Origin of the sequence: Mucilaginibacter mallensis (assembly GCF_900105165.1) — a bacterium.
GTDB lineage: Bacteria > Bacteroidota > Bacteroidia > Sphingobacteriales > Sphingobacteriaceae > Mucilaginibacter > Mucilaginibacter mallensis.
Window position 1 is genome coordinate 320,381 of sequence record NZ_LT629740.1, and the last position, 24,963, is coordinate 345,343.

At 40.5% G+C, this 24,963-nt stretch carries 32 protein-coding genes; 25 read left to right on the forward strand and 7 right to left on the reverse strand.

Annotated features, from left to right (window positions below; all coding sequences use genetic code 11):
• Positions 1 to 134 precede the first annotated feature (134 nt).
• Genes BLU33_RS01305 through BLU33_RS01315 form a run of 3 tightly spaced genes read right to left on the reverse strand, consistent with a single transcriptional unit; the run spans position 135 to position 2,050 of the window.
• Positions 135 to 944: an ABC transporter permease gene (locus tag BLU33_RS01305; protein WP_232009368.1), complete on the reverse strand. Its 810-nt coding sequence runs from the start codon at positions 942 to 944 to the stop codon at positions 135 to 137.
• A gap of 6 nt (positions 945 to 950) precedes the next feature.
• Positions 951 to 1,850, reverse strand: a complete 900-nt coding sequence (locus BLU33_RS01310) for an ABC transporter ATP-binding protein (protein ID WP_091368012.1) — start codon at positions 1,848 to 1,850, stop codon at positions 951 to 953.
• Positions 1,844 to 2,050: a hypothetical protein gene (locus BLU33_RS01315; RefSeq protein ID WP_091368015.1), complete on the reverse strand. Its 207-nt coding sequence runs from the start codon at positions 2,048 to 2,050 to the stop codon at positions 1,844 to 1,846. Before BLU33_RS01315 ends, BLU33_RS01310 begins: the two co-directional genes overlap by 7 nt.
• 279 nt (positions 2,051 to 2,329) lie before the next feature.
• Here BLU33_RS01315 and BLU33_RS01320 point away from each other — a divergent pair, with 279 nt between their 5' ends.
• The 3 genes from BLU33_RS01320 to BLU33_RS01330 all read left to right on the forward strand — a co-directional run bounded on the left by BLU33_RS01320 (position 2,330) and on the right by BLU33_RS01330 (position 4,580).
• Positions 2,330 to 3,343 carry a sensor histidine kinase gene (locus BLU33_RS01320; protein ID WP_091368017.1) on the forward strand — a complete coding sequence of 338 codons (1,014 nt, stop codon included), beginning with the start codon at positions 2,330 to 2,332 and terminating at the stop codon, positions 3,341 to 3,343.
• A 111-nt stretch (positions 3,344 to 3,454) separates the two neighbouring features.
• A complete protein-coding gene (locus BLU33_RS01325) occupies positions 3,455 to 3,709 on the forward strand; it encodes a hypothetical protein (RefSeq protein WP_091368020.1) in 255 nt (84 codons plus the stop codon).
• A 130-nt stretch (positions 3,710 to 3,839) separates the two neighbouring features.
• On the forward strand, positions 3,840 to 4,580 hold the full coding sequence (locus BLU33_RS01330) for a LytR/AlgR family response regulator transcription factor (protein ID WP_091368023.1): 741 nt from the start codon (positions 3,840 to 3,842) through the stop codon (positions 4,578 to 4,580).
• A gap of 81 nt (positions 4,581 to 4,661) precedes the next feature.
• Here the strand turns inward: BLU33_RS01330 and BLU33_RS01335 are convergent, their stop codons facing one another.
• From BLU33_RS01335 to metK, 4 genes are all read right to left on the reverse strand, one after another.
• On the reverse strand, positions 4,662 to 4,955 hold the full coding sequence (locus BLU33_RS01335) for a GIY-YIG nuclease family protein (protein WP_091368027.1): 294 nt from the start codon (positions 4,953 to 4,955) through the stop codon (positions 4,662 to 4,664).
• A gap of 88 nt (positions 4,956 to 5,043) precedes the next feature.
• On the reverse strand, positions 5,044 to 5,808 hold the full coding sequence (locus BLU33_RS01340; RefSeq protein ID WP_091368031.1) for a lysophospholipid acyltransferase family protein: 765 nt from the start codon (positions 5,806 to 5,808) through the stop codon (positions 5,044 to 5,046).
• A 97-nt stretch (positions 5,809 to 5,905) separates the two neighbouring features.
• Entirely contained in the window at positions 5,906 to 6,469 is a 564-nt protein-coding gene (locus tag BLU33_RS01345; RefSeq protein WP_091368033.1) for an NUDIX domain-containing protein, read from the reverse strand.
• 111 nt (positions 6,470 to 6,580) lie between these two features.
• Complete coding sequence (gene metK, locus BLU33_RS01350; RefSeq protein ID WP_091368037.1) at positions 6,581 to 7,831, reverse strand: methionine adenosyltransferase; 1,251 nt, start codon at positions 7,829 to 7,831, stop codon at positions 6,581 to 6,583.
• A gap of 241 nt (positions 7,832 to 8,072) precedes the next feature.
• Here metK and BLU33_RS01355 point away from each other — a divergent pair, with 241 nt between their 5' ends.
• The 22 genes from BLU33_RS01355 to nuoK all read left to right on the forward strand — a co-directional run bounded on the left by BLU33_RS01355 (position 8,073) and on the right by nuoK (position 24,863).
• Positions 8,073 to 8,963 (forward strand): diacylglycerol/lipid kinase family protein, encoded by an 891-nt coding sequence (locus tag BLU33_RS01355; protein WP_091368040.1) that lies wholly within the window; start codon positions 8,073 to 8,075, stop codon positions 8,961 to 8,963.
• A 177-nt stretch (positions 8,964 to 9,140) separates the two neighbouring features.
• Positions 9,141 to 9,479, forward strand: a complete 339-nt coding sequence (locus BLU33_RS01360; protein ID WP_091368042.1) for a translation initiation factor — start codon at positions 9,141 to 9,143, stop codon at positions 9,477 to 9,479.
• A 465-nt stretch (positions 9,480 to 9,944) separates the two neighbouring features.
• On the forward strand, positions 9,945 to 10,781 hold the full coding sequence (locus BLU33_RS01365; RefSeq protein ID WP_091368046.1) for a MotA/TolQ/ExbB proton channel family protein: 837 nt from the start codon (positions 9,945 to 9,947) through the stop codon (positions 10,779 to 10,781).
• Positions 10,782 to 10,873: 92 nt separating this feature from the next.
• Positions 10,874 to 11,485, forward strand: a complete 612-nt coding sequence (locus tag BLU33_RS01370) for a biopolymer transporter ExbD (RefSeq protein ID WP_091368048.1) — start codon at positions 10,874 to 10,876, stop codon at positions 11,483 to 11,485.
• Positions 11,486 to 11,491: 6 nt separating this feature from the next.
• A complete protein-coding gene (locus BLU33_RS01375) occupies positions 11,492 to 12,019 on the forward strand; it encodes an ExbD/TolR family protein (protein WP_091368051.1) in 528 nt (175 codons plus the stop codon).
• Positions 12,020 to 12,051: 32 nt separating this feature from the next.
• Entirely contained in the window at positions 12,052 to 12,879 is an 828-nt protein-coding gene (locus BLU33_RS01380; protein ID WP_091368054.1) for an energy transducer TonB, read from the forward strand.
• A gap of 6 nt (positions 12,880 to 12,885) precedes the next feature.
• A complete protein-coding gene (locus BLU33_RS01385) occupies positions 12,886 to 13,122 on the forward strand; it encodes a hypothetical protein (protein WP_091368056.1) in 237 nt (78 codons plus the stop codon).
• On the forward strand, positions 13,109 to 14,032 hold the full coding sequence (locus BLU33_RS01390) for a PstS family phosphate ABC transporter substrate-binding protein (RefSeq protein WP_157682015.1): 924 nt from the start codon (positions 13,109 to 13,111) through the stop codon (positions 14,030 to 14,032). Before BLU33_RS01385 ends, BLU33_RS01390 begins: the two co-directional genes overlap by 14 nt.
• 18 nt (positions 14,033 to 14,050) lie before the next feature.
• A complete protein-coding gene (locus BLU33_RS01395) occupies positions 14,051 to 15,733 on the forward strand; it encodes a tetratricopeptide repeat protein (RefSeq protein WP_091368061.1) in 1,683 nt (560 codons plus the stop codon).
• 68 nt (positions 15,734 to 15,801) lie between these two features.
• Positions 15,802 to 16,173: an NADH-quinone oxidoreductase subunit A gene (locus BLU33_RS01400; RefSeq protein WP_091368064.1), complete on the forward strand. Its 372-nt coding sequence runs from the start codon at positions 15,802 to 15,804 to the stop codon at positions 16,171 to 16,173.
• Between the two features lie 274 nt (positions 16,174 to 16,447).
• Positions 16,448 to 16,990, forward strand: coding sequence for an NADH-quinone oxidoreductase subunit B (locus BLU33_RS01405; RefSeq protein ID WP_091368066.1), 543 nt, complete (start codon positions 16,448 to 16,450; stop codon positions 16,988 to 16,990).
• Positions 16,990 to 17,493, forward strand: coding sequence for an NADH-quinone oxidoreductase subunit C (locus BLU33_RS01410; RefSeq protein WP_091368069.1), 504 nt, complete (start codon positions 16,990 to 16,992; stop codon positions 17,491 to 17,493). The genes BLU33_RS01405 and BLU33_RS01410 overlap by 1 nt, the downstream gene beginning before the upstream one ends.
• A gap of 12 nt (positions 17,494 to 17,505) precedes the next feature.
• A complete protein-coding gene (locus BLU33_RS01415) occupies positions 17,506 to 18,717 on the forward strand; it encodes an NADH-quinone oxidoreductase subunit D (RefSeq protein WP_172829199.1) in 1,212 nt (403 codons plus the stop codon).
• Positions 18,710 to 19,237: an NADH-quinone oxidoreductase subunit NuoE family protein gene (locus BLU33_RS01420; protein ID WP_091368075.1), complete on the forward strand. Its 528-nt coding sequence runs from the start codon at positions 18,710 to 18,712 to the stop codon at positions 19,235 to 19,237. The genes BLU33_RS01415 and BLU33_RS01420 overlap by 8 nt, the downstream gene beginning before the upstream one ends.
• Before the next feature lie 6 nt (positions 19,238 to 19,243).
• The gene (locus tag BLU33_RS01425) at positions 19,244 to 19,423 is read left to right on the forward strand and encodes a hypothetical protein (RefSeq protein ID WP_091368078.1); all 180 of its coding nucleotides are present in this window, start codon (positions 19,244 to 19,246) and stop codon (positions 19,421 to 19,423) included.
• Between the two features lie 184 nt (positions 19,424 to 19,607).
• Complete coding sequence (gene nuoF / locus BLU33_RS01435; RefSeq protein ID WP_091368083.1) at positions 19,608 to 20,948, forward strand: NADH-quinone oxidoreductase subunit NuoF; 1,341 nt, start codon at positions 19,608 to 19,610, stop codon at positions 20,946 to 20,948.
• 61 nt (positions 20,949 to 21,009) lie between these two features.
• Complete coding sequence (locus BLU33_RS01440; protein WP_091368086.1) at positions 21,010 to 21,369, forward strand: four helix bundle protein; 360 nt, start codon at positions 21,010 to 21,012, stop codon at positions 21,367 to 21,369.
• A 53-nt stretch (positions 21,370 to 21,422) separates the two neighbouring features.
• Complete coding sequence (locus BLU33_RS01445) at positions 21,423 to 22,421, forward strand: 2Fe-2S iron-sulfur cluster-binding protein (RefSeq protein WP_091368088.1); 999 nt, start codon at positions 21,423 to 21,425, stop codon at positions 22,419 to 22,421.
• Positions 22,421 to 23,464, forward strand: a complete 1,044-nt coding sequence (gene nuoH, locus BLU33_RS01450; RefSeq protein WP_091368091.1) for an NADH-quinone oxidoreductase subunit NuoH — start codon at positions 22,421 to 22,423, stop codon at positions 23,462 to 23,464. Before BLU33_RS01445 ends, nuoH begins: the two co-directional genes overlap by 1 nt.
• Positions 23,465 to 23,479: 15 nt before the next feature.
• Entirely contained in the window at positions 23,480 to 23,977 is a 498-nt protein-coding gene (locus BLU33_RS01455) for a NuoI/complex I 23 kDa subunit family protein (RefSeq protein ID WP_091368094.1), read from the forward strand.
• Positions 23,978 to 24,036: 59 nt separating this feature from the next.
• Positions 24,037 to 24,534, forward strand: a complete 498-nt coding sequence (locus BLU33_RS01460; RefSeq protein ID WP_091368096.1) for an NADH-quinone oxidoreductase subunit J family protein — start codon at positions 24,037 to 24,039, stop codon at positions 24,532 to 24,534.
• Positions 24,534 to 24,863, forward strand: a complete 330-nt coding sequence (gene nuoK / locus BLU33_RS01465) for an NADH-quinone oxidoreductase subunit NuoK (protein WP_091368098.1) — start codon at positions 24,534 to 24,536, stop codon at positions 24,861 to 24,863. Before BLU33_RS01460 ends, nuoK begins: the two co-directional genes overlap by 1 nt.
• Positions 24,864 to 24,963: the final 100 nt, after the last annotated feature.

Genomic DNA, 24,963 nt, shown 5'->3' on the forward strand with positions numbered 1-24,963 from the left:
GCTTGTTTATATTCCAAAAACACAAGTCACCCCTACTTATCCCAAACTCACAAGACTTGCGCTAAAACCGGGCAGATAAGCGCGGATAGATTCTTCGTACCTCAGAATGACAATTTTTTATAATAATCAGATCATTACTTCACACTCTTTTTCAGCACAATAAAATAGCCAGCTATAAAAACAACAGCGGCAACAATAAGACTAACTAAAATCTCTTTTGTAAACATATCAATAGTTATTACAGGCATTCCAGGGCTGGGAGGGGCTTGCCCATGACGTGGCAATATGCTTAATGCCAGCATAGGGTGCGAATAAGGGAAAAGGTAGGCATAGGTCCATTTGTTGGCGGCTAAAATAACACCGGTTATAGTGGCTACAAAACCAATACCCATCGGCTTTAAAAAATCGCGGAATAGCAGGCTCAGTAAAAATTGTATAGACAATATACCTAATGAGGATAAAAATAATTTAAAATATAGCTGGGTCAAAGTGCTGGCAATGCTGTATTCACTAAATTTTAATTGAGGCTTTAACAAACCCAACAGGTTGCCGAAACCAAGTGTGAAAAGCACAAATAATGCAAGGCATAAGAGCACTAAAAATAAGGCATAAAAAAACTTAGCCGAATAAACCGACAGCTTTGATATTGGTAAACTGAACAGCGTTTTCCAGGTGTCGGCCTTGTGTTCGATGCTGTTTACAGAGTATGCTATAAACACAATGAGCATCGGTAATAACAATGAACCCATCACGCCTAATATAGCGCCTGAAAACTGTACCCAAAGCATTATTCCCGGCAGCCCTGCCAGCTTGTCGCTATGGGAGTAAAAGCCAATGAACAGTAACAGGCAAAGCAGTAGTGGTAGTATCACAGCGCTCCAAAAACCGGCAGTTTTCCGGGTTTTATAAAACTCAGACCTGAATGATAATATAAATCCTTTCATGATGGCTTAGGCGGTTTGGGTAATGGCTAAAAATAGTTTCTCCAGGTCTTGCTGTTGTTTGTTAATGCTGTATACAACATAGCCCATTTGGTTAAGCATGGTATTTATTTCCCCCATTTGCTGTTTGGAGGTATAAGGCAGATATATATGTTGCTCAGTAACATCGCTAACAATAACATTATTCCGGCTCAAATAATTGGCAGCGTCGGCAGTGTTGTCTGTTTCAATCTGTATCAATGGCTTGTTCATGCTTTCCAGTTCCTTAATACTTCCCTGGAAAAGCAACTCCCCATGGTTGATGATACCTACATGTGTAGCCATACGCTCTATTTCTGCCAATAAGTGGCTTGATATAAAAACCGTTTTCTGATGTTCTTTAATCAATTTTATAAGCAGTTCACGTATCTCAATTATTCCGTTTGGATCCAGGCCGTTGGTGGGTTCATCTAAAATAAGCAATTTAGGGTCTGATAATAACGCCAGGGCTATACCCAAACGCTGTTTCATCCCTAATGAATATTGCCCGGCTTTTTTATGTGCGGCGTCGGTTAAATGTACCAGGTTTAGCATGTCATCAACACGTTTTTCTGATATCTGTAACAACAACGCCCTGTTTAGTAAGTTTTCCTTACCGGTAAGGTGAAGATATATAGCGGGTTGCTCAATGAGTGAGCCAATTTGCGAAAGTATTTCAAGGCGGTTACTTTTTAGTTCCTTGCCAAAAATATGTATGCTGCCTTGCTGTACCTGTAGCAGATTCAGCAGTAATTTTATGGTTGTGGTTTTCCCGGCACCATTTGGGCCTAAAAAACCATATATGCTCCCTTCGGGTACTTGCAGGGATACTGATTTAACAACCGCTTGGTTGCCAAAGTTAAAGGTTAACCCGGCTGTATCTATTACCACACTTTCTCCTTGCTAATGGAGCAAACTGTTTTAATTAAACTAACACTTTTAAAAAAAAGTGAGGTAGCCTGGTGGCATGAATTACATGCTATCGCAGTCTTTTTTTGTTGAAACTGGTAGCTAAAGCCCATGATTAAGGCAAACAGCACTGGTACCAGTAATAAAACAAAAGGGTTTGAGTTTGTTATCAGCTTTTTCATTGTGAGTGATTTGATGATACAAAGGAATATTAATTATTCCACCCCCTAAAAACATTTAGACCAAGTTCCCTTATTCATAGACGAACCCCTATTTACCCCGACAAACCCGTTTATAGGAGATAATTACCCGTTCATCGGTAAAAAGCATGCCTATATATAAATTTGTGTATGATAACACAGTCAAAATATTATATTTGGTATAGTGTAGCTATTGTGTGATGTGCTGAAAAAATAAACACTCATGATAATTCCATTACCCTTAATATGTAATTGACTTTAATGAAAAAAAGCTGGCAAATATTCTGGCATGTGTTTTTTTGGATATGCCTTATCTCGCTATTCCTGTACCTGGGTAGTGACGATACGCAGCTGGGCCTAAAAGGGCTTTTAATCATTTTTTTACTATACCCGTTAATTAACATTAGCATATTTTATCTGAACTACCTTGTTTTTATTCCAATCTTTTGGGATAAAAAACGATATAGTAGCTACGGTATTTTAATTGTGCTCACCATAATCATTTTTGGACTTGGTAAGTACGGCGTTGGCCTTCATTTTAAGCAATACGTGCTGATGCATGAAAAAGGCTATGTAATTGGTTTTTGGCAGTATTTTTTGGGGACTGTTTTTACCAGCCTTATATTCCTTTTCCTGAGCATTGTACTACAAATTACTACCGACTGGTTTCTGAATGAGCGCGTACAGCGCGATCTGGAGAACCAGCGACTCAGCGCCGAACTCTCCTTCCTGAAATCGCAGATCAACCCGCATTTCCTTTTCAACTCACTGAACAGTATATACTCGCTGGCCTACCAGCGTTCGGAAACTACGCCAGAGGCTATACTTAAATTATCCGAAATTATGCGTTACATGCTGTATGAATGTAATGATAATAAGGTTTTGCTGACCAAGGAGCTGCAATACCTGCAAAACTATATCGACCTTCAAAAGATCCGTTTCGGCAAAAAATCATATATCGATTTTAAAGTGACTGGTCAGGTTGATGGCCAACAGATAGTGCCGCTATTACTGATAGCTTTTATTGAAAATGCCTTTAAACATGGCGTTGTCAACGATCCTTTATCACCCATCCATTTATTAATAGATGTGAATGAAGATCATCTGCATTTTTACATCCAGAATAAAAAGCATAGCAATAACCGCGACGCTATGGGCGGCATAGGTTTAAATAATGTTAAACGCCGGCTCGATCTGCTCTACCCTGGTAAATACAGTTTAACTATTAATAATGAAGAGCAAACCTACACCAGCGAACTATCATTGGTTTTATAAATAATTGCTTTCTCCCAATTTCATATATGAATAAAATAATTTGATAAATTATTTTATTCAACTGTAATGTTCTGGCCTTTGCTTACGTAATGGCTATAAAACCGCTGGATTATGAAATACATTATTAATTATGTGTTGTTTATGGCCGTATGCGCTGTGATCTCTCCTTTTTTTAAAAATAATGTTCATTCTTCGTCCTCACACCCATTTAAAGACAGCCACAATATGATTAGCAGTACTACCCATACAGATTATTGGGGTCTGCGGACTAATTTATCGCCCACCATTATGGATGACAAGAATCAAACTGTTGAACACAATGTTTTTACATCTTATTGGGGAACTATTATATTAAGAGGTAATTAGTGATATATTGTGCCTGCCGTCTTTCTTTTCTTATTAATGCTGATTCAAAAGAAACAGCTGAATTGTTAAAAGAAACTCACTTTTCAAATTTTCCGGTACTACATCCTGAATAATCATTAGTTTTATGCCCATGATCAGATGCCTTGTTGTTGACGATGAGCCTTTAGCGCTGCATATAGTGGAAGATTACATTTCCAAAGTGCCGTTCCTGCAACTGGTTAAATCAACCACCAATCCTATTGAAGCTTTAACGCTGGTGCAGCAGGGCGATGTTGACCTGGTCTTTCTTGATGTGCAGATGCCCGAGCTTACCGGCATCCAGTTCCTGAAGATTGCCAATGGTAAAGCCAAGGTTATCCTAACCACTGCCTACCCTGAATATGCGTTGGAAGGCTATGAACTGGATGTGGTCGACTACCTGCTTAAGCCCATCGCGTTTGATCGTTTTTTTAAATCGGTACAAAAGGCCCAGGCTATTATACAGCCGTCGGCTAAATTAATAGTTATACCTGAGCCTGTACAGCAGCAACAGCAGCCGCAGAACGACTTTTTAAGCGATTTTATCTTCATAAAAAGCGAACACAAAATACAAAAGGTGTACCTGCGCGATATTTTATTTATCGAGGGACTGAAAGATTATATCTCCATATTTACCCCTGCCGAGCGTATCATCACCCTGCAAAACATGAAAAAGATGGAAGATGCCTTGCCCGAAAGGCATTTTATCCGCGTACATAAATCATACATTGTATCGCTCAATAAGATCGACAGCATCGAGCGCAGCCGCATATGGATAGGTGACAAGATCATCCCCGTAGGCGACACCTACCGCGACCCATTCTTCAAGATAATTGACGGGAAGAATATTTAGCCAATGGCTCAATGCAAATAAAGAGGGAGGGTCATGCTGAGGTACTCGAAGCATAAGCGTAAAGGCCCTCAACGCCATGCTCTACGTTTGCTTTTTTCTAACGGATAGTTCAGGTAGCAAATGCCAATCTCTATTTATTAAAGCCTCTTTCTTAGTCCTATTCCAACCTTTAATCTGTTTTTCAAAAGCAATTGCCTGGGCAGGATCCGGAAACCGCTCATGAAATACAAGCTTTACCGGCCTCCTTTTGCTGGTATATGAACTGGGGCTAATTCCATTATCGTGTTCATACAAACGCCTTTCCAAATCATTGGTGATACCGGTATAATATGAATTATCACTGCATAAGAGTATATATACGAAGTATTGGTTCATTTATAGTTCTTCCTTTAATATGATACGTAGGCCTTTGCCCTTATGCTTCGAGTGCCTCAGCATGACCCTACGCACAAATCATTTAACTTTACGCTTTCACCACCATAGGCACTGCGGGCGGTTGCCCAAGCGCTTTCCTTATCCTGTTCTCTGCATCCAGTACCAATTCCTCGGCGGGGATTTTGCCGGGTTCAATAGGTGCAAGCACATCAACGGTGGTTTTGATAAAGGTATTTATAGGGAAAATGCCGAATTTTACTATTTTCCAGGAGTTATTTATGACTATGGGCACCAATAATGCCTCAGGGCATTTTTTTAGTATAGTTGCTATACCTGCCGCGCGGAAAGGTTTTACATTGCCATCCTTTGAGCGTGTGCCCTCCGGAAATATCACGGTCGACCATTTATTTTCTTTCATGCGCGTAGCCAGCTTAACTATCTCAGTAATGGATTGCCTTGAATCCTTACGGTCAATATTAGCGGCGCCCCCATATTTAAGGTTGAATGATATGGATGGGATACCCCGGGTTAGTTCAATCTTCGAAATAAATTTAGCATGATATTTTCGCAGGTACCAGATAAGCGGCGGTATATCAAACATACTTTGGTGATTGGCTATAAAGATTATCGGCCTCCCTATCGGCAACTCCTGTGTATTGGTGAACTTTACGGTATCACCTGCCAGGTATAAGCTGCTCATTAAGCAAAAGTTTAGCAGGTCGACTGATTTTTTATGCGCGCTATAGCCCCCCAATTTATAGCAAAGCCATTGTATAGGATGAAAAATGCACAGTGCCAGGAAAAATACCACTGTAACAATGGGTGTTAAAATATAGCCGAGGAACTTTCTCATTGTATTTAGCAGGGCTAAATTATAAAATATTTCAATAATGCTTATCCATTTTTAGCGCAAGTCTTGTGGGTTGATGACTTGTGCCATTGTAGGGATATTACCCCAGTTTATTTTCAAGCAGCAGTAATTTAACCTTTAATATGCCCGCTACCGACATGGAATCGGTTATTTTGCCTTCACAAACCATTTGGTATGCTTCCTCAAAAGGTACCTTTTTTACAACGAGTTGCTCAGTATCCTCAGGCTCGGCCTCAAATTGTTCAAGACCGCGGGCCAGGTAAAGGATGCTGAGCTCATCACTTACCGAGTTGGAGAGGTGCAGGCGCTGTATCTCCGTCCACTCACTGGCTTTAAGGCCGGTTTCTTCAAGCAACTCGCGTTTGGCTGAATCAATTGGGTCGATACCGAGCAAACCTCCGCCTTCAGTTATCTCCCAGCTGTATTGGTCCAACGGGAAACGGTATTGGCCCACCAGGTAAGTGTTCATGTCCTTATCCAAAGTAACAATACCTATGGCCAGGTTCTTAAAGTGCACCTTGCCATAAATCCCCGGGTTACCCGATGGATTGATCACCTGGTACTCAGTTAAACTGATCCAGGGGTTAGTATAAATATGTTTTGCGGATGTAATGGTCCAGGGATTTTCTTCGGTGTGATGCATGGGCGTAAAGGTAATAATCTGCTTTAAACAAAAATAGCGATGGGTATCAAACCCATCGCTATTTTTGTTATTTAAAGTCTCACCCTTCAGGGGGAGATTTAGAGGGGGCTCTTACAACCCAAACGCCGTCTTCACCTTGTCAACATAATCCAATTTTTCCCAGGTAAACAGTTCCACTTCTTTAGTAATGGTGGTGCCATCATGCCCGGTAAAAGTTTTGGTTACAATTTGGCTTGGTTTGCCAAAGTGACCGTAAGCAGCAGTTTCGCTGTATATTGGGTTGCGCAGTTTAAAACGGGTTTCAATAGCATAAGGCGTCATATTAAAGATCGACTCCACTTTCTTAGCTATCTCGCCATCATTTAAACCAACTTTTCCTGTTCCGTAAGTGTTTACATAAATACCCATTGGCTGTGCAACACCAATAGCATATGATACCTGTACCAATACTTCATCGCAAACACCGGCAGCAACCAGGTTTTTAGCAATGTGGCGGGTAGCATAAGCAGCAGAACGATCAACTTTTGATGGGTCTTTGCCCGAGAAAGCACCACCACCATGTGCACCTTTACCACCGTAGGTATCTACGATGATCTTACGACCGGTTAAACCGGTATCGCCATGCGGCCCGCCGATAACAAATTTACCGGTTGGGTTAATGTGGTATTTAATATCGTTATTGAAGAAATGCGCGTATTTAGGGTATTTAGCTTTTACACGCGGTATAAGTATGCTGATGATATCGCTGCTGATCTTGGCAAGCATCACTTTTTCCTCATCAAAATCATCATGCTGGGTTGATATTACAATGGCATCAATGCGGGTAGGCTTGTTGTTATCATCATACTCCAGTGTAACTTGTGATTTTGCATCAGGGCGCAGGTATTTGATCTCCGTATTTTCGCGGCGGATAGCAGCTAGCTCAATTAATAAAGCGTGGGCAATATCCAATGCCAGTGGCATATAGTTATCAGTTTCAATAGTGGCATAGCCAAACATCATACCCTGGTCGCCGGCACCTTGCTCTTCTTTTGCCTGGCGGTCAACACCCTGGTTAATATCCGGTGATTGTTCATGTATGGCCGATAGTACACTGCATGAACTGCCATCAAACATATATTCGCCTTTGGTATAACCTATTTTATTGATTACCTCGCGGGCAATTTTTTGTACATCTAAATAAGCTTTTGATTTTACCTCACCCGCCAAAAAAACCTGGCCGGTAGTAACTAAAGTTTCGCAGGCAACCTTTGATTCCGGGTCGAATGCTAAGAACTGATCAATCAGCGCATCTGATATCTGGTCGGCAACTTTATCTGGATGTCCCTCTGACACAGATTCTGAAGTGAATAAATATGGCATATTTTTAAAGTGTTTTTACAAAAATTAAAAACAAATGAAAGGAAATAAACTGGATCGTTTTGTAAAAAGAAGCATGGTTTTAGCACTTTTTTACGTGGTTGCAATCCGGCCCCGACTTGTTTTGATGACTATCAGAATCAATCGGGACAATTAAATCAGTCCACTGTTGGTCTGCAAAAATAAAACAATTTTTACAAAGCCGAAAATACATTTACTTTTGCCACACTGAAATTACATGTAGTTGAAAAGGAAAGCTTTATTTATTGTAAACCCGGTATCGGGAGGGAAGAAGAAAGACGGTGTGCCGGATATGATAGAAAAAAACCTTGACAAAAGTGTTTTTGAATATAGTATTGTTTATAGTGACGGCGTAGCACATGCGCATGTAATTGCAAAAGAGGCTATTGCGAGCCACGATTTGATTGTTGCCGTTGGCGGCGATGGTACAGTAAATGAAATAGCATCGGCATTAGTGGGCAGTAATACCGTTTTTGGTATTATTCCTTTTGGTTCGGGTAATGGCCTTTCGCGGTTTTTAGGTATCCCGATGGATGCTGAAAAAGCCATTCAAAATCTTAATGTATGGCACGTTGAAACTATTGACGCCGCCACAGCCAATGGCGAATGGTTCTTTAATATGGCAGGTATGGGCTTCGATGCACATATAAGCGAAGTATTCTCACACCAGAAAACCCGTGGTTTCAGCACCTATATTAAATCATCTTTCCGCGAGATCAATAATTATAAAGCGCATACCTATCATATAGATATTGATGGAGTGGTTTATGAGCGTGAAGCTTTTATGCTCAGCTTTGCCAATTCATCGCAATACGGTAATAACGCCCATGTGTCGCCCCATGCCTCGGTGCAGGATGGTTTGCTTGATGTTTGTATCATTAAACCTTTCCCGCTATGGCGTTTTGTGGGAATGGGTATCCGAATGTTCACCAAAACTGCCCACAGATCAAAATATGTAGAGATCATCAGGGGAAAGCACATTATTATAAAGCGTAATGAACCAGGCCCCTTTCATCTTGATGGCGAGCCCCGCATAGCTCCCGCGGTTGTTGATATTAATGTAGCACCCGCATCATTAAGAATAATTGCAGGGAAATCCTTTAGAAAACAGTAGAGACGTAATATTTTACGTCTTAAAATGCCTGTTTCGCATCTTAACAACTTCTTAACATTAAATATTATATAAGTTTTCAGCATTTTTATAACTTGCAATCCCTTAAAGAAGCAAATAATATTTTCTTTAATGGATAGATAGGCGCATAATATCGCGCCATGTGGATAATAAGGAATCATGTCAAAGAAAAATAAAAATATTACAGGGGTAGTATATTCCACCGATCCGGGCTTTCAATACCAGGAAGACGATAATTCGGTTGATACCTTACCGCCCCAGCAACAAAACCTTAAAATTTACCTCGACCGTAAAGGGGGCAGTAAATTGGTTACCCGTGTAAGTGGGTTTATTGGTGCCGATGATGAACTTGAGGTAATAGGCAAAAAACTGAAATCAAAATGTGGTGTTGGCGGCTCTGTTAAGGATGGCGAAATATTAATACAGGGCGATTTCAGGGATAAGGTTCTCACGCTATTGCAAACAGATGGTTTTAAGGCTAAAAAGGCAGGCGGATAAAGTGTATTTTTTGTTTCGTATAAAGCAAATAGTGTCAATTTTACACCTTTAAAAAAAATAAATCGGTCATGGAAATAATATTATTTTCATAGAAACAATGTAGAGCTAATAATGGTTAATATACTGAAAATGTGTAATTTATATTTTAAAATAAAAACAGCGAACCCTGCTTAGATTCAATTATAACATTATAGTTACAAGTTTTTTATAAAGTATTTTTTGTTATTATTAAAAAAAATGGGTTTCATTGTAAAAAATACTTTTGCCGAAATACAATTTTTGGGCGTAGAAGCGTTATTCATACACCCAATTACAGCTTTGAGGCCCTTGTAACGGAAAAAGGTTAAAGTAATAACAGAAAAGATTTTTTTTTTTCATTAAAATTCTATTTTTGTTATTCCTAAAAAAAATGCATTTAATTAACATATTTATATAAACACTGACAAAAACTAAATTTTTAAAGTAATGGCAAATGTCCCAACAAAACCAACCGCTCCAGTAAAGAAAGAAAGCTCAAGTGCATCGAGCATATTTGCCAGTTTGGCAATCGTAATTTGCTTGTGTGTGTCCTTATTAATTTTCTTCTTCATTTTAGCCGATCCTAGCCACTATAAAGGCGGTGATGTGCTAAACGGCGAACCATCTGATATATATGGTATCGTGCACAGAGGCGGTTACCTGGTACCTTTGGTAATGGGTTACGTATTAATGGTTATCGTGTTCTCTATCGAGCGTTTTATTGTTATCGGTAAAGCAACAGGTACCAGCAGCATCGAAACTTTCGTTAGAAAGATCCAAACATTCCTAAGCGCAGGAAACATTGATGGCGCTTCAGCTGAGTGCGACAAACAAAAAGGTTCAGTTGCTAACGTTATCAAAGCAGGTTTGAAAAAATACCGCGAAATGGAAACTGAAGCAACACTTGATGTTGATCAAAAAACTTTAGCTATCCAAAAAGATATTGAAGAAGCAACAGCTTTAGAAATGCCTATGTTGGAGCAAAACTTAACTATCATAGCTACTTTGGTATCTATCGGTACATTAACCGGTCTGTTAGGTACGGTTGTGGGTATGATCAAGGCCTTCCACGAGCTGGCAGGTAACGGTGGTGGTACTAACACTGGTGCATTATCAGCAGCTATCTCTGAAGCACTTGTAAACACTGCATTAGGTATCAGTACTTCAGCAATATCAATTGTAATGTACAACGTATTTACATCAAAAATTGATAATCTTACTTACGCTATTGATGAAACAGGATTTAGCATTGTGCAAACATTTGCTGCATCACACAAAAAATAATAAGAGGTACAATTTATTTTTATACGCCTGTGGCCTCATAAGCCCGGCGTATAATTGAATTCATTATATTACTCATTTTAATAAAATAAATTATGCCCAGAGTAAAAGTCGCGAGGAAAAGTACAGCGATCGACATGACAGCCATGTGCGACGTAGCTTTTCTTTTGCTTACCTTTTTTATATTATCAGCAAAACCTAAGACGCAAGATCCGGTTAGAGCTGAGATTCCAGCGGCAACATCAATATCTACAATTCCCGAAACTGATTTTATAACCATCCTTATAGGACAAGGAAAAGTGTTTTTTGGTGTTGAAGGTGATGATGTGCGCAAAAAAACATTATCCTTAATGGCCGAGAAATACAAAATGAGCTTTACACCTGATGAGGCTAACACTTTCGCAAGTATGCAATCATTTGGAGTGCCAATAAGCCAGTTACACCAACTGCTTGCCATGTCAAATAAAGACAGGGCGTCATTGGTGCAGCCAGGCATACCGGTTGATACCACTGCAACCAATGAATTATTTGATTGGGTGCATTCAGCACGTTTAGCTAATAAATTTTTGCATGACAAAGATCCGAAAATTGGTGTTAAAGGTGACAGCCAGGAAGAATATCCTGTTGTAGATAAGGTAATTGCTACGCTGCAAAAACAAAGAGTTAACAGATTTAATTTAATAACGTCGTTAAAAACGGCTAAATAAAAGAAAATGGCAGAATTAGATACCTCCGGCGGGGGTAAACATAAAGGCGGAAAGGTAAGAACCAAGAAGAAAAACACTCGCGTGGATTTAACCGCGATGGTGGATCTTGCGTTCCTGCTGATTACCTTCTTTATCCTTACTACCACTCTTAGCAAGCCTAAGGCTATGGAGTTGGTTATGCCGGATAAAAGCGATACAACAAAACAATTGGCTGTGCCCGAAAGCAGAACAATGACCTTATTGCTGGGAAGCAATGATAAGTTGGAGTGGTTTGTAGGCGAGCCAGGTAAATCAAAACCATCTGTAATAGGCTACAGTGATTTGCGTAAAACATTAGTTGAGCAAGATAAGTTAATAAAGGATTCACACGGTGGCCAGGGCATGATTGTTATTGTTAGCCCTAGCGATAAAAGCACCTACAAAAATGTGGTTACGGTAATGGACGAGTTGAATATTACCAACATTGACCAGCGTGCCATTGTGAAAATTTTACCTGTTGACATTGATTTGCTCAAAAGGGATAATCTATATTAACAATATAAACAAATTATTAAAAGCCTTAAAAAATGTTTGGATCTAAATTAGACATATTCAAGAGGGAATGGACCGATGTTATTTTTAAGGGCCGTAATAAAGAATATGGGGCTTATGAATTAAGAAATTCTAATTCCCGCAATACCAATCTTGCGCTTCTTATAGGTGGCTTGTTCTTCATATTTATTATATCGTTAAACACGATTATAAATGCGATAGAAGGGTTTATTCCTAAAGCGCCAGAAGTGGTAAAAATTACGGACGTTAAATTATTACCTCCACCTCCCGCGGACCCGGCCAAAAAACCACCTCCGCCACCACCAGAACCACCAAAACCAAAAGTTAACCAGGTTAAATTCCCGCCTCCGGTTGTAAAACCCGATAATGAGGCTAAGGAACCACCTCCAACAACTAAAGAATTGGTAAACGCCGATCCGGGACCAAAAACACAAGCCGGTGACGCGAATGCTGACGTTCAGATTGACGGACCTGTAGGTAATGGTGATAAAGTTACCGAAGCCGACCCTAACCAGATTTTTAACGCGGTTGAAAATGAACCAGAATTTAAAAATGGTGGTTTACCAGGCTTCTACAAGTACTTGGGTAACGCTATCAAATATCCTTCTGTTGATAAGGAAAACAACGTACAGGGTAAGGTTTTAGTTACCTTCGTAGTTGAAAAAGACGGAAGCTTAACAGATGTTAAAGCATTACGCGGTCCGGATGAATCATTGCAGGACGAAGCTGTAAGAGCTGTTAAAGCATCACCAAAATGGAAGCCAGGTATACAAAACGGTCGCCCGGTTCGTGTGCAATACACTGTTCCTGTGAGCTTTACGCTTTCAGGCGGAGACGAATAATGTATAATGTCATCAAATTTCAATAATAGGCAAAAATCGCTCAAAAGGCGGTTTTTGCTTTTAGGTATTATCAGGTTGGTATGTGTTGTAGGCGCAGGGTTTTTAATTATTATTTTTTCTAAAAAACTCAATCTTAACCTTTCATATACTGATAAACTGATAGTAGGTGCGCTGTTTATTGTTTATGGTGTGGCACGCTTTGTGTTCTCACGTAAGAGAGGAGAATTTGATGATGAAGAATAAGTTGAAGTTTTTAGCGTTAGGGTTACTGTCCTTACCATTATTACAGGCTTGCAAACAAAAAGCAAAACCGGCTTATAATGATACCTGGGTAGCCGGAAACGCGAAGTTTGCAGCTGACGAATCCTTTCAGCCAATTGTTGACCAGGAATTGTACATGTTTAAAGCGCTGAATACTAAAGCCGATCCTGAAATTACTTACAGATCCGAAAATGATGTTTTAAGGTTGCTGCTTGCTGATAGTGTAAGAGTAGCAATACTTTCACGTGATTTGGATAGTAATGAGCTAAAAGTATTAAAAACAAGAAACTTAACGCCTGCCGTTAGCCGTTTCGCGATAGATGCAGTGGTGCTGATTGTAAATAAAGTGTCAAATGATACAACTATTACACTTAGCGACGTTAAAAAAATGCTCAACGGAAAGGCTAAAACCGACAAAAACATCGTTTTTGATAACCCAGGCTCAAGTTTGGTGAGGTATTTGAAAGAACTGTCGGGAAATAATGACTTTAAACTAAAGAACCTTTTTGCACTCAAATCAAACAAAGAGGTGATCAAATATGTAAGTACTCACCCCGATGCAATAGGTATAACAGGCTTTAGCTGGCTGGATGATTCAAATAACGATACAAAGGAAGCTGCAGCAAGCGTTAAGATGGTGGCTGTGAAGGATGAAGACAATAAAAAGTACCCAACAACGTACTTTAAGCCGTCTCAAACTTCATTGTCATTAAAACAATATCCTTTAAGCAGGGGTTTATTCATCGTAAACTGCACCGACAGGCAGGGCTTGGGAACAGGATTTGCATCATTTATAACTGGCGAGCGCGGACAAAGGATAATTATGGAATCGGGTTTATTGCCTGATGAGATACCAGGAAGAGAAATTAGTATTAAACAATCATTAAACTAAAAATTATATATTATTCAAATGAAAATCAATAGTAAAATAGCCACGGCAGTATTTGGTTTGGCATTTGCAGGCACCGCAGTACATGCGCAAAGCCTTGACGATGCTAAGAAAGCAATTACCGCTGAGCAATATCAAAAAGCTAAAACAATGCTGAAGAACCTAACGGTTACTGAAGCAACTAAAGACGAAAATTACTTTTACCTGGGTTGGGTTTATTTAAAACAGGATGAAGCCGATTCAGCAAAAATATGGTTTAATAAAGGGGTTGCCGTAAATCCAAAATCATCATTAAACTATGTAGGTTTGGGTGCGGTTGCACGTTTAAATAAGGACCAGGCAGGTGCTACATCAAACTTTAACCAGGCATTAGCATTAGCTGGTAAAAAAGATAGCAAGCCTTATGTTTACATTGGTAAAAGCTACCTTTTAACAAACAATGGCGCACCTTTAGCACCTTACTCAGCATCACCTGCTGATGCACAGGCAGCGATTGATGTGTTAAACAAAGGTGTGGCAATTAACCCAAAAGATGCTGAGCTGTTTTTAACATTAGGCGATGCTGATCTTACGCAATTAAAGTCTGATGCTTACTCAAACTATTCAACAGCCCTGGATCTTGATCCAAAATCACCGGCTGCTGATGTGGCACAAGGTGTTTTAATAAAATATGCCAATAACTTTGATGATGCTATAAAGGATTTTCAGGCTGCGCTGCAAATCGATCCAAACTTTGGTCCGGCTTACCGCGAATGGGCTGAAACTGATGCGCGTTGGGCAAAAAACGATCCTAAAGTTGCAGTTGATAAAGCAAATGAAGCTATTACTCAATACAAAAAATACCTGAGCTTAACAGATATGTCGTTAGAATCGCAAATGCGTTATGCCGACTTCCTGATCTTCGCAGGTAAATATGATGAGTTACAAGCGTTGACTAAACAACTTTCAACGTCTGCAAGTGTTAATCTAAGGGTTTACCGTTATTTAGGTTATGCAGCTTACAATAACAAAGATTACCCTGCCGGCTTAACTGCTATGAACACCTGGATGACCAAAGCTGATCCTAAACGTATCATCCCATTGGATTATACTTACTTAGGCCACCTGCAAATTGCTAGCGGCCAGGATTCATTAGGTATGCAAAACCTTAGAAAAGCGTATTCATTGGACACTACACAAACAGATGTATTAGGCGAAATTGCAAGATCTTTATATACACAAAAGAAATATAAAGAATCTGGCGATGCATATGCATTATTTGTAAGCAAATCTAAAGGTGCAACGCTGCCCGATCTTTTCAATGAGGGCCGTGCCTATTATTTTGCATATGATCCTAAGAAGCCTGATACTACATTGTTAGCTAAAGCCGATTCAGCATTTAGCCAGGTACAGCAAAAAGCTACAAAGCCAGTTGCTGCAGTTTCACTTTTCAGGGCATATACTAATGACCTGCGTGAAACTGATCGTAATAACATTAAAGGGTATGCAAAACCTTTTTATGAACAATTTGTAGCGCTAACAACGGCTAAAGCAACAATCAGCGATGCTGATAAAAAGAGCTTGGTTACTGCTTATGATTACCTGGGTACTTACTATGAGTTAATAGCAAAAGATCCAACTAAGGCTGCTGATAATTTCAGTAAAGCTTTAGCGCTAAACCCTACAGATCCGCAAGCGCTGGATTATCAGAAAAGGAAAAAATAACCAATAAAATTAAAGGCCTCAGTAAAATGAGGCCTTTTTTATTATCAATGCATTAGTATATTTGCAGCATGGAAGTACAAAGTTTGCCGGTAAATTATTTGCCCATTATTTTTCAAATGCTGGTAGCACTTGGTTTTGTGGTTACCACTATGTTTGTTACCCACAAAATTGGGCCAAAGCGTAAAACAAAGGATAAGTTAACCCCATTTGAGTCGGGTATCGAAGTTATCGGTAATGCCCGCACACCTATCTCCATTAAATATTTCCTGGTAGCCATACTGTTTGTATTGTTTGATGTGGAAGTAATATTTATGTACCCATGGGCAGTTAACTTTAAAGCTTTAGGCACAGGCGGATTGATAGAGATGTTCATCTTTATGGCCACGCTGCTATTAGGCTTTATCTATGTAATAAAAAAAGGCGCTTTAGACTGGGATTAATTCCCGTTATTATACCGCCTTTAAATTTATAAAGGCGTCATTGCGAGGAACGAAGCAATCGCTATGCTATACAGAGCAAAAAGAAAGATCGTAACCTTGCAAAAATCTGACCTGCTACTGTAGAGATTACTTCGTTCCTCGAAATGATGGAATGGCTTGTTTAGACTAATTCTAAATATATTCTACCAATTGCATAGTGTATTAATTACAGCTTAATTATTGTAAATTTGTTCATCCTATTCCGCTTTGGATGGGTTTTTGTATTATATAGTTCATGAGTGATATTCAGTTAGTTGAAGCTCCTCCTGGTGTAGAAGGTGCTGGGTTTTTCGCTACTTCGCTTGATAAAGCAATAGGTTTAGCGCGTTCAAACTCCTTATGGCCTTTGCCATTTGCCACTTCGTGCTGTGGTATTGAGTTTATGGCCACCATGGCTTCCCATTATGATTTGTCGAGGTTTGGTGCCGAGCGTTTAAGTTTTTCGCCTCGTCAGGCCGATCTTTTGATGGTTATGGGTACCATTGCCAAAAAAATGGGTCCGGTATTACGCCAGGTTTACCTGCAAATGGCCGAACCCCGCTGGGTTATAGCTGTTGGTGCCTGCGCATCAAGCGGTGGTATATTTGATACTTATTCAGTTTTACAAGGTATTGACGAGATCATCCCGGTTGACGTTTACGTTCCCGGTTGCCCGCCACGCCCTGAGGCTATCATTGATGGCTTTATGGGTATCCAAAAACTGGTTCAAACGGAATCATTACGCCGGAGAAGTACACCGGAGTATCAGAAATTATTAGCTTCATACGGAATTCAGTAATGGGTAAAATAACAAACGAAGAGCTTCTACAGAAGATCAACGCAAAGTTTGACCAGCAAATAACCGTTGTTGGCGAGCCTTATGGTTTATTAACTATTGAAACCAGCCGCGATCATATCATAGATCTTTTAGATTTTCTTAAAAATGATACTGTAATGCAGTTCATTTTTTTAACTGATATTACAGGTATCCATTATCCCGAACAGGCAAGCCCTATCGGAGTAATTTATCACCTGCATAGCCTGGTAAATAATGTGCGCATCCGTATAAAAGTTTTCCTGCCTGCCGATGATTACCATATCCCTACTGCAACAACAGTATGGAACGGTGCCAACTGGATGGAAAGAGAAACCTATGACTTTTTTGGAGTGATATTCGACGGTCACCCCGATTTGCGCAGGATATTAAATGTTGACGACATGACGGCCTTCCCGATGAGAAAAGAATTTCCATTGGAAGACCCTAACCGTGTTGATAAGAAAGATTACTTTTTTGGTAGATAGATACAAATACTGATGCAAAATCATCCTGTATATACAGATAACGATCCGCAAACCGCGCCCTCAACCTTAAACTTAGGGCCAACGCACCCTGCAACGCATGGCGTTTTCCAAAACGTATTGCAGCTGGATGGCGAAAGGATCATCAGCGGGGTATCAACCATTGGCTACATACACCGTGCCTTTGAAAAAATTGCCGAACACAGGCCATTTTACCAGATCACCCCATTAACCGACCGTTTAAACTATTGCTCATCACCCATAAACAACATGGGCTGGCACATGACGGTTGAAAAACTTTTAGGTATCGAAACGCCAAAACGTGTGGATTACCTGCGCGTAATAGTAATGGAACTTGCACGTATATCAGATCATATCATCTGTAACGGTGTATTGGGTGTTGATACCGGTGCTTTCACAGGTTTCCTTTACATGATGGAATATCGTGAAGCCATTTATGAAATTTATGAAGAAGTTTGCGGCTCACGCCTTACCACCAACATTGGCAGGATAGGCGGTTTCGAGCGTAACTTTAATGCCATAGCCTTTAACAAGCTGCGTAAATTCCTGAAGGATTTCCCGCCGGTTTTACGTGAGTTTGAAGCCCTGTTTAACCGTAACCGGATATTTGTTGATCGTACCAAAGGTGTTGCCGAAGTTACTATTGAAGAGGCTTTAAGCTATAGCTGGACCGGCCCACTTTTACGTGCAACAGGCCTGGATTATGATGTTAGGGCGATGAACCCCTACTCATCATATGAGGACTTTGACTTTGAAGTACCGGTAGGTGAAAAAGGTGATGTTTACGCCCGTTTTCTGGTGCGTAACGAAGAAATGTGGCAGAGTATGCGCATAATTGAGCAGGCATTAATGAAATTGGAAAAAGAGCCGTCAGATATTTTTCATGCTGACGTGCCTGAGTTCTACCTGCCTCCAAAAGAAGAAGTTTATAACAATATGGAAGCCCTTATTTATCATTTTAAAATAGTGATGGGCGAAATAGATACCCCAACATCCGAAGTATATCACTCGGTTGAAGGTGCCAATGGCGAGTTAGGTTTTTATTTGGTGAACGATGGCGGCAGATCTCCATACCGCTTGCATTTCCGCAGGCCGAGTTTCATCAATTACCAGATGTACGCGCCAATGAGCCGTGGTATGTTGTTATCTGATGCGATTATTAACATGAGTAGTTTAAACGTAATAGCCGGAGAATTAGATGCTTAGAGTTGACGATGCACAAGCTGTTCCGGTAGAGTTTTCATCGGAACTGATAACCAAATTTGATGATGTAGTTAGCCGTTATCCCGAAGGCAAACAAAAATCAGCCCTATTGCCTATACTACATTTAGTACAGGCTGAGTATGGCTGGTTAAGCGCCCCTGCAATGGATAAGGTGGCTGATTATCTTAAAATAAAAGATATTGAAGTATACGAAGTAGCCACTTTTTACAGCATGTACTTTATGCGCCCGCAAGGCAAATATGTACTGGAGGTTTGCCGTACAGGCCCTTGCTGCTTGGTAGGTGCCGAAAAAATAATGGACTATATTGAAAACAAACTTGGCGTTAAGGAAGGCGAAGTTACACCTGACGGCTTATTTAGCTGGCGCGGAGTGGAGTGTTTGGCGGCCTGTGGCTTTGGCCCGGTGTTGCAGATAGGCCCTGAATATACTTTTTATGAAAATTTAACGGAGGCTTCCGTTGATAACCTGATTGGAGATTTAAAAAGAAAAGGAAATAATTAAGGAAAAATGGTCAACACAAACCTGGTATTGGCAGATGCTTTATTTGTATTCGTAATGTCTATGATAAATATGACCGACGGATTCAAAAAGAACATGATCATACTAGGGCCGTTGGTTATTATAGCTTTTATTACCTGCGTGGTAAGGCATATCAATTATTACAAGCAAACCAGGAGGATTTATTAATGAGCAAAAAAGGATTAATTTTTACTGATATCATTTGCATCATAGGCATCGCCCTGTTAACATATGATTTAAGTAGTGTTAAAAACTCAACGCCGTTAATTTTCTTAGCCCTTATTGGTTTTGCAACCTGCCTCAGAAGGCATGTTAATTATTACAAGTTGAACAAAAAGATTTATTAGTAGCCATGGCGCGTAAATTACTTTTAGAACATATAAACGTACCCGGCATCAACACTTTTGATGTTTACCGCTCAAAAGGCGGTTATGCAGCTGTTGAAAAGGCGCTTAAAACTTTAACACCCGAAGAGGTTGTTGAGGAAGTTAAAAAATCGGGCTTGCGCGGCCGTGGTGGTGCAGGTTTTCCTACCGGGATGAAATGGAGCTTTTTGGCTAAGCCAGAGGGTGTTGCCCGTTACTTGGTTTGTAATGCCGATGAGTCGGAGCCCGGAACTTTTAAGGACCGTTACCTGATGACCTATATCCCTCACTTATTAATTGAGGGTATGATAGTAGCCAGTTTTGCATTAGGCGCTAAAACATCATACATCTACGTTCGTGGGGAAATGATGCCGCAGATCCGCATTCTTGAAAAAGCGATCGCGGAAGCAAAAGCAAAAGGATTTTTAGGTAAAAATATCTTAGGCACAGGTTACGACCTGGAGCTATACGTACAACCCGGTGGCGGCGCCTACATTTGCGGCGAAGAAACTGCTTTGTTGGAATCATTGGAAGGTAAACGTGGTAACCCACGCATAAAACCACCATTCCCGGCTATCGCAGGTTTGTATGGTTGCCCAACTGTGGTAAATAATGTGGAATCAATTGCTGCTGTAGTCCCTATCATTAATGAAGGTGGCGAAGAATATGCTAAAGTTGGTATCGGCCGCAGTACAGGCACTAAGCTGATCTCAGCAGGTGGTAACGTTAAAAAACCAGGTGTATTTGAAATTGATTTGGGCTTACCGGTTGAAGAATTTTTATACTCCGATGAATATTGCGGTGGTATAGCCAACGGCAAACGCCTAAAGGCGGTTGTTGCAGGCGGTTCATCCGTACCAATCTTACCGGCAAACCTGTTCCTGAAAACTATAAATAACGAACCGCGCCTAATGAGCTATGAATCATTAGCTGATGGTGGTTTTGCTACCGGTACCATGATGGGTTCAGGTGGTTTCATTGCTTTTGATGAGGATCAGTGCATCGTTCGCAATACCTGGAACTTCACCCGTTTTTATCATCACGAAAGCTGCGGACAATGTTCGCCATGCCGTGAGGGTACCGGATGGATGGAGAAAGTATTGCACCGATTAGAGCATGGTCATGGTAGCCTGAGCGATATGGACTTGCTGGTTGATGTATCTAAGAAAATAGAAGGAAATACAATTTGTCCGCTGGGTGACGCGGCTGCATGGCCGGTGGCTAGTGCGATCCGCCATTTCAGGGATGAGTTTGAATGGCACGTAACAAACAGCGCCGAAGCAGTTAGCAGGAATTACGGAATAGCACATTATGCTGATCGTTGGTAAAAGCTGAAGCTATTTAAGTCAAAATTAAAAAGTCAAAATTCAAAAATAGAAAGTAAGAACGTTGAACGAGAAACCTTACGACATCAAACACAGATGTTACCAGTTTTCAAAAGAGATAGTTCAATTTGTATCGGCAGCTAAATTTGAAAGAATACACTTTTCAATATTTGATCAATTAATAAGAAGCGGTACCTCTATTGGTGCCAACATAATAGAAGCGAAGGCGGGAAGTTCGGCAAAGGATTTTAGGAATTTTTATACAATTGCGCTAAAATCTGCAAACGAAACAAAATACTGGCTTTGTTTAATAAGAGATACGATAGATAGTAATATCGAAAAAGATAAAATAAACGGGTTGATAAAAGAAGCTGACGAACTGTCAAAGATCATCGCTTCAATAATTATCAACCTGCAAAAATGAAAATCAACTCAAAGGCTATTTTTGACTTTTGAATTTTTAATTTTGACTTTAAAATGAAGGTAACAATAGACGGAATACCCGTTGAAGTAGAACCCGGAACAAGCATCCTGAATGCCGCGAGGCAAATTGGTGGTGATATTGTGCCGCCTGCTATGTGCTATTATTCCAAGCTGGAAGGCAGCGGCGGTAAATGCCGTACCTGTTTAGTAAAGGTAAGCAAGGGATCAGAAAAAGATCCGCGCCCAATGCCAAAGCTGGTAGCATCATGCCGTACCGCGGTTATGGATGGGATGGAAGTGCAAAACATTACTTCGCCAGAGGTAATTGAGGCACGTAAAGGGATAGTTGAAATGTTATTGATAAACCACCCGCTTGATTGCCCTATTTGCGACCAGGCCGGTGAGTGTGATCTGCAAAACCTGGGCTATGAGCACGGTGCTGCAAAAACCCGCTATGAGTTTGATCGCCGTACATTCGAAAAGATCGACATTGGCGATAAGATCCAGCTGCACATGACCCGCTGTATCCTTTGTTACCGTTGTGTTTTCACCGCCGACCAGATCACCGATCAGCGTGAGCATGGTATCCTGAATCGTGGCGACCACTCCGAAATATCAACCTACATACATAAAGTTATTGATAACGATTTCTCAGGAAACGTAATTGATGTTTGCCCGGTAGGCGCTTTAACTGATAAAACTTTCCGCTTTAAAAATCGCGTTTGGTTTACCAAGCCGGTTGAGGCACACAGGGATTGTAACCATCCTAACTGTAACGGTAAGGTGACCCTTTGGTATAAAGGTGAGGATGTATTACGTGTTACCGCACGTAAGGATGTTTACGGCGAGGTTGAAGAATTTATTTGCAATGAATGCCGTTTTGATAAAAAGAAAACTGCTGATTGGGTAATTGAAGGCCCGCGCAAGGTGTCAAACCAATCGGTTATCAGCTCAAATCATTACGAAACTTTACACCCGCTGCCGGTTGTAAAAACAAACCCTGTGCTTAAAGAAGCAAACCAGGAGCAATTTGAAAGGGATACACGTTTATAATGGAATTAGCAGATATAATCATAAAATTTGTACTGATAGTGATCATTTTCGCTATCAGCCTGGTGGTGGCCATGTATTCCACCTATGCCGAACGTAAAGTTGCCGCGTTTTTCCAGGATAGGATAGGTCCTAACCGTGCCGGTCCCTGGGGAATCTTACAGCCATTATGTGATGGTGGTAAAATGTTCCTGAAAGAAGAGATCATCCCGACCAATGCCAGCGCGTTCCTGTTTATTGCAGGCCCGTCATTAGCAATTTTAACCGCATGTATCGGTTCGGCTGTTATCCCATGGGGGCAGCATTTAACTATTGGCTCACATGTTATCGATTTGCAAGTAACTGATATCAACGTAGGTGTATTATACATCTTCGGTGTGGTATCATTAGGTGTATATGGTGTAATGATAGGCGGCTGGGCATCAAACAATAAATACTCTTTATTAGGTGCTATACGTGCTGCATCACAAAACATCAGCTACGAAATTTCAATGGGCCTTTCTATCATCGCCCTATTGATGTTAACCGGTACTTTAAGCTTACGCGAAATTGCAGAGCAACAGCACGGTTTCTGGTCGCATGGCTGGTTTACATGGAATGTATTCCGTCAGCCATTGGGTTTCCTGATCTTCATTGTATGTGCTTTTGCTGAAACCAACCGTACACCATTTGATTTGCCTGAGTGCGAAACCGAGCTGGTAGGTGGGTATCATACCGAATACTCATCCATGAAACTGGGTTTTTACCTGTTTGCTGAGTATATCAACATGTTTATTTCATCGGCAGTAATGGCTACGCTTTATTTTGGCGGATACAATTTTCCTTTCATGCACCATTTAGGCTTGACAGAAAATTGGGTAACCATTTTAGGGGTGATAGCATTATTTGCTAAAATAATTTTCTTCATCTTCTTCTTCATGTGGGTACGGTGGACAATCCCCCGTTTCCGCTACGATCAGTTGATGGATCTGGGCTGGAAGATATTGATACCACTAGCCATAGCTAATATTGTATTGACGGGAGTGATAGGTACTATTTTTAAATAGTTAAAGGATTGAATAATGGAATCATTAAGTAATAAAAAGAAGTTAATTGAATCAAAGCCCCTCAACTTTTGGGAGCGCGCTTACCTGCCTGCCATTTTATCGGGCTTGTCAATTACTATGAAACACTTTTTCAGGAAGCCGGTAACCATCAGCTATCCTGAAGAAAAACGTGAGTTTTCTGAAAACTTCCGTGGCATGCACTCACTTAAACGTGATGAGAACGGTAAAGAGCGTTGCACAGCCTGTGGTTTATGCGCCCTATCATGCCCTGCAGAAGCGATCACCATGATAGCTGCCGAGCGCCAGAAAGGTGAAGAGCACTTATACCGTGAGGAAAAATATGCTGCTGTATATGAAATAAATATGCTGCGCTGCATTTTCTGCGGTTTATGCGAGGAAGCTTGCCCTAAAGAAGCCATCTATCTTGACGGTGATATAGTGCCTGCGGATTATTTAAGGAAAGATTTTATTTACGGTAAGGACAAATTAGTAGAAGCGCCCTTAAATCAATAAAGAAGTTTTATACCTTTGCCCAACCATTTTAAGGCATAAGGTATTTTGTAAATATAAACATGAATACATTTTACTTCATCGCGTTTTTGTCCATATTCTTTTCGATATTGGTCATATCTGCAAAAAATCCGGTGCATAGCATACTTTACCTTGTACTCACATTTTTTACATTCACTATTCAGTATATTTTGCTGAATGCCCAGTTCCTGGCCATTGTGAATTTCATTGTGTACATGGGTGCCATATTGGTACTGTTTCTATACACGCTCATGCTCATGAACCTGAATAAAGATTCGGAGCCATTCAAATCAAACATTGTAAAAATTGCCGCTGTTTTAGGTGGCGGCTGCTTATTTGTAGTGCTGTTTGCCTGTTTCAGGCAGGTAGGTATTAATGAGCCTGTAGTGTTGAAAGATCCAAGCCTTGGTCTGGTAAAAAACCTGGGTAAAGTGCTATTCAACGAATTTTTATTACCGTTCGAGATCTCCTCACTGTTGCTGTTATCTGCCATGGTTGGAGCTGTTTTATTAGCCACTAAAGACCCAAAAACTGTATAATGGAAAGTTTAACAAATACACTGCATACAGTACCGCTGAATCATTATATTTTATTGAGCGCTATTATATTTTCAATAGGTGTAATGGGTGTGCTGTTACGCAGAAATGCCATCATCATTTTTATGTCGGTTGAGTTGATGCTTAACGCGGTTAACCTGTTGCTTACCGCTTTCTCGGTATATAGCGGTGATGCCAGCGGACAAGTATTCGTGTTTTTCATTATGGCACTGGCAGCAGCCGAAGTAGCCGTAGGTCTGGCCATCATAGTAATGATATACCGTAACACCAACTCTATCGATATTAACGTATTGAACAGGTTAAAGTGGTAAGCCCCCCGGCCCCCTGAAGGGGGAGTTTGGAGAGTTTATATAAAATTAAAAGACAAGTTTCTGTTCCCCTTTAGGGGTTAGGGGCTAAAAATTATAACAT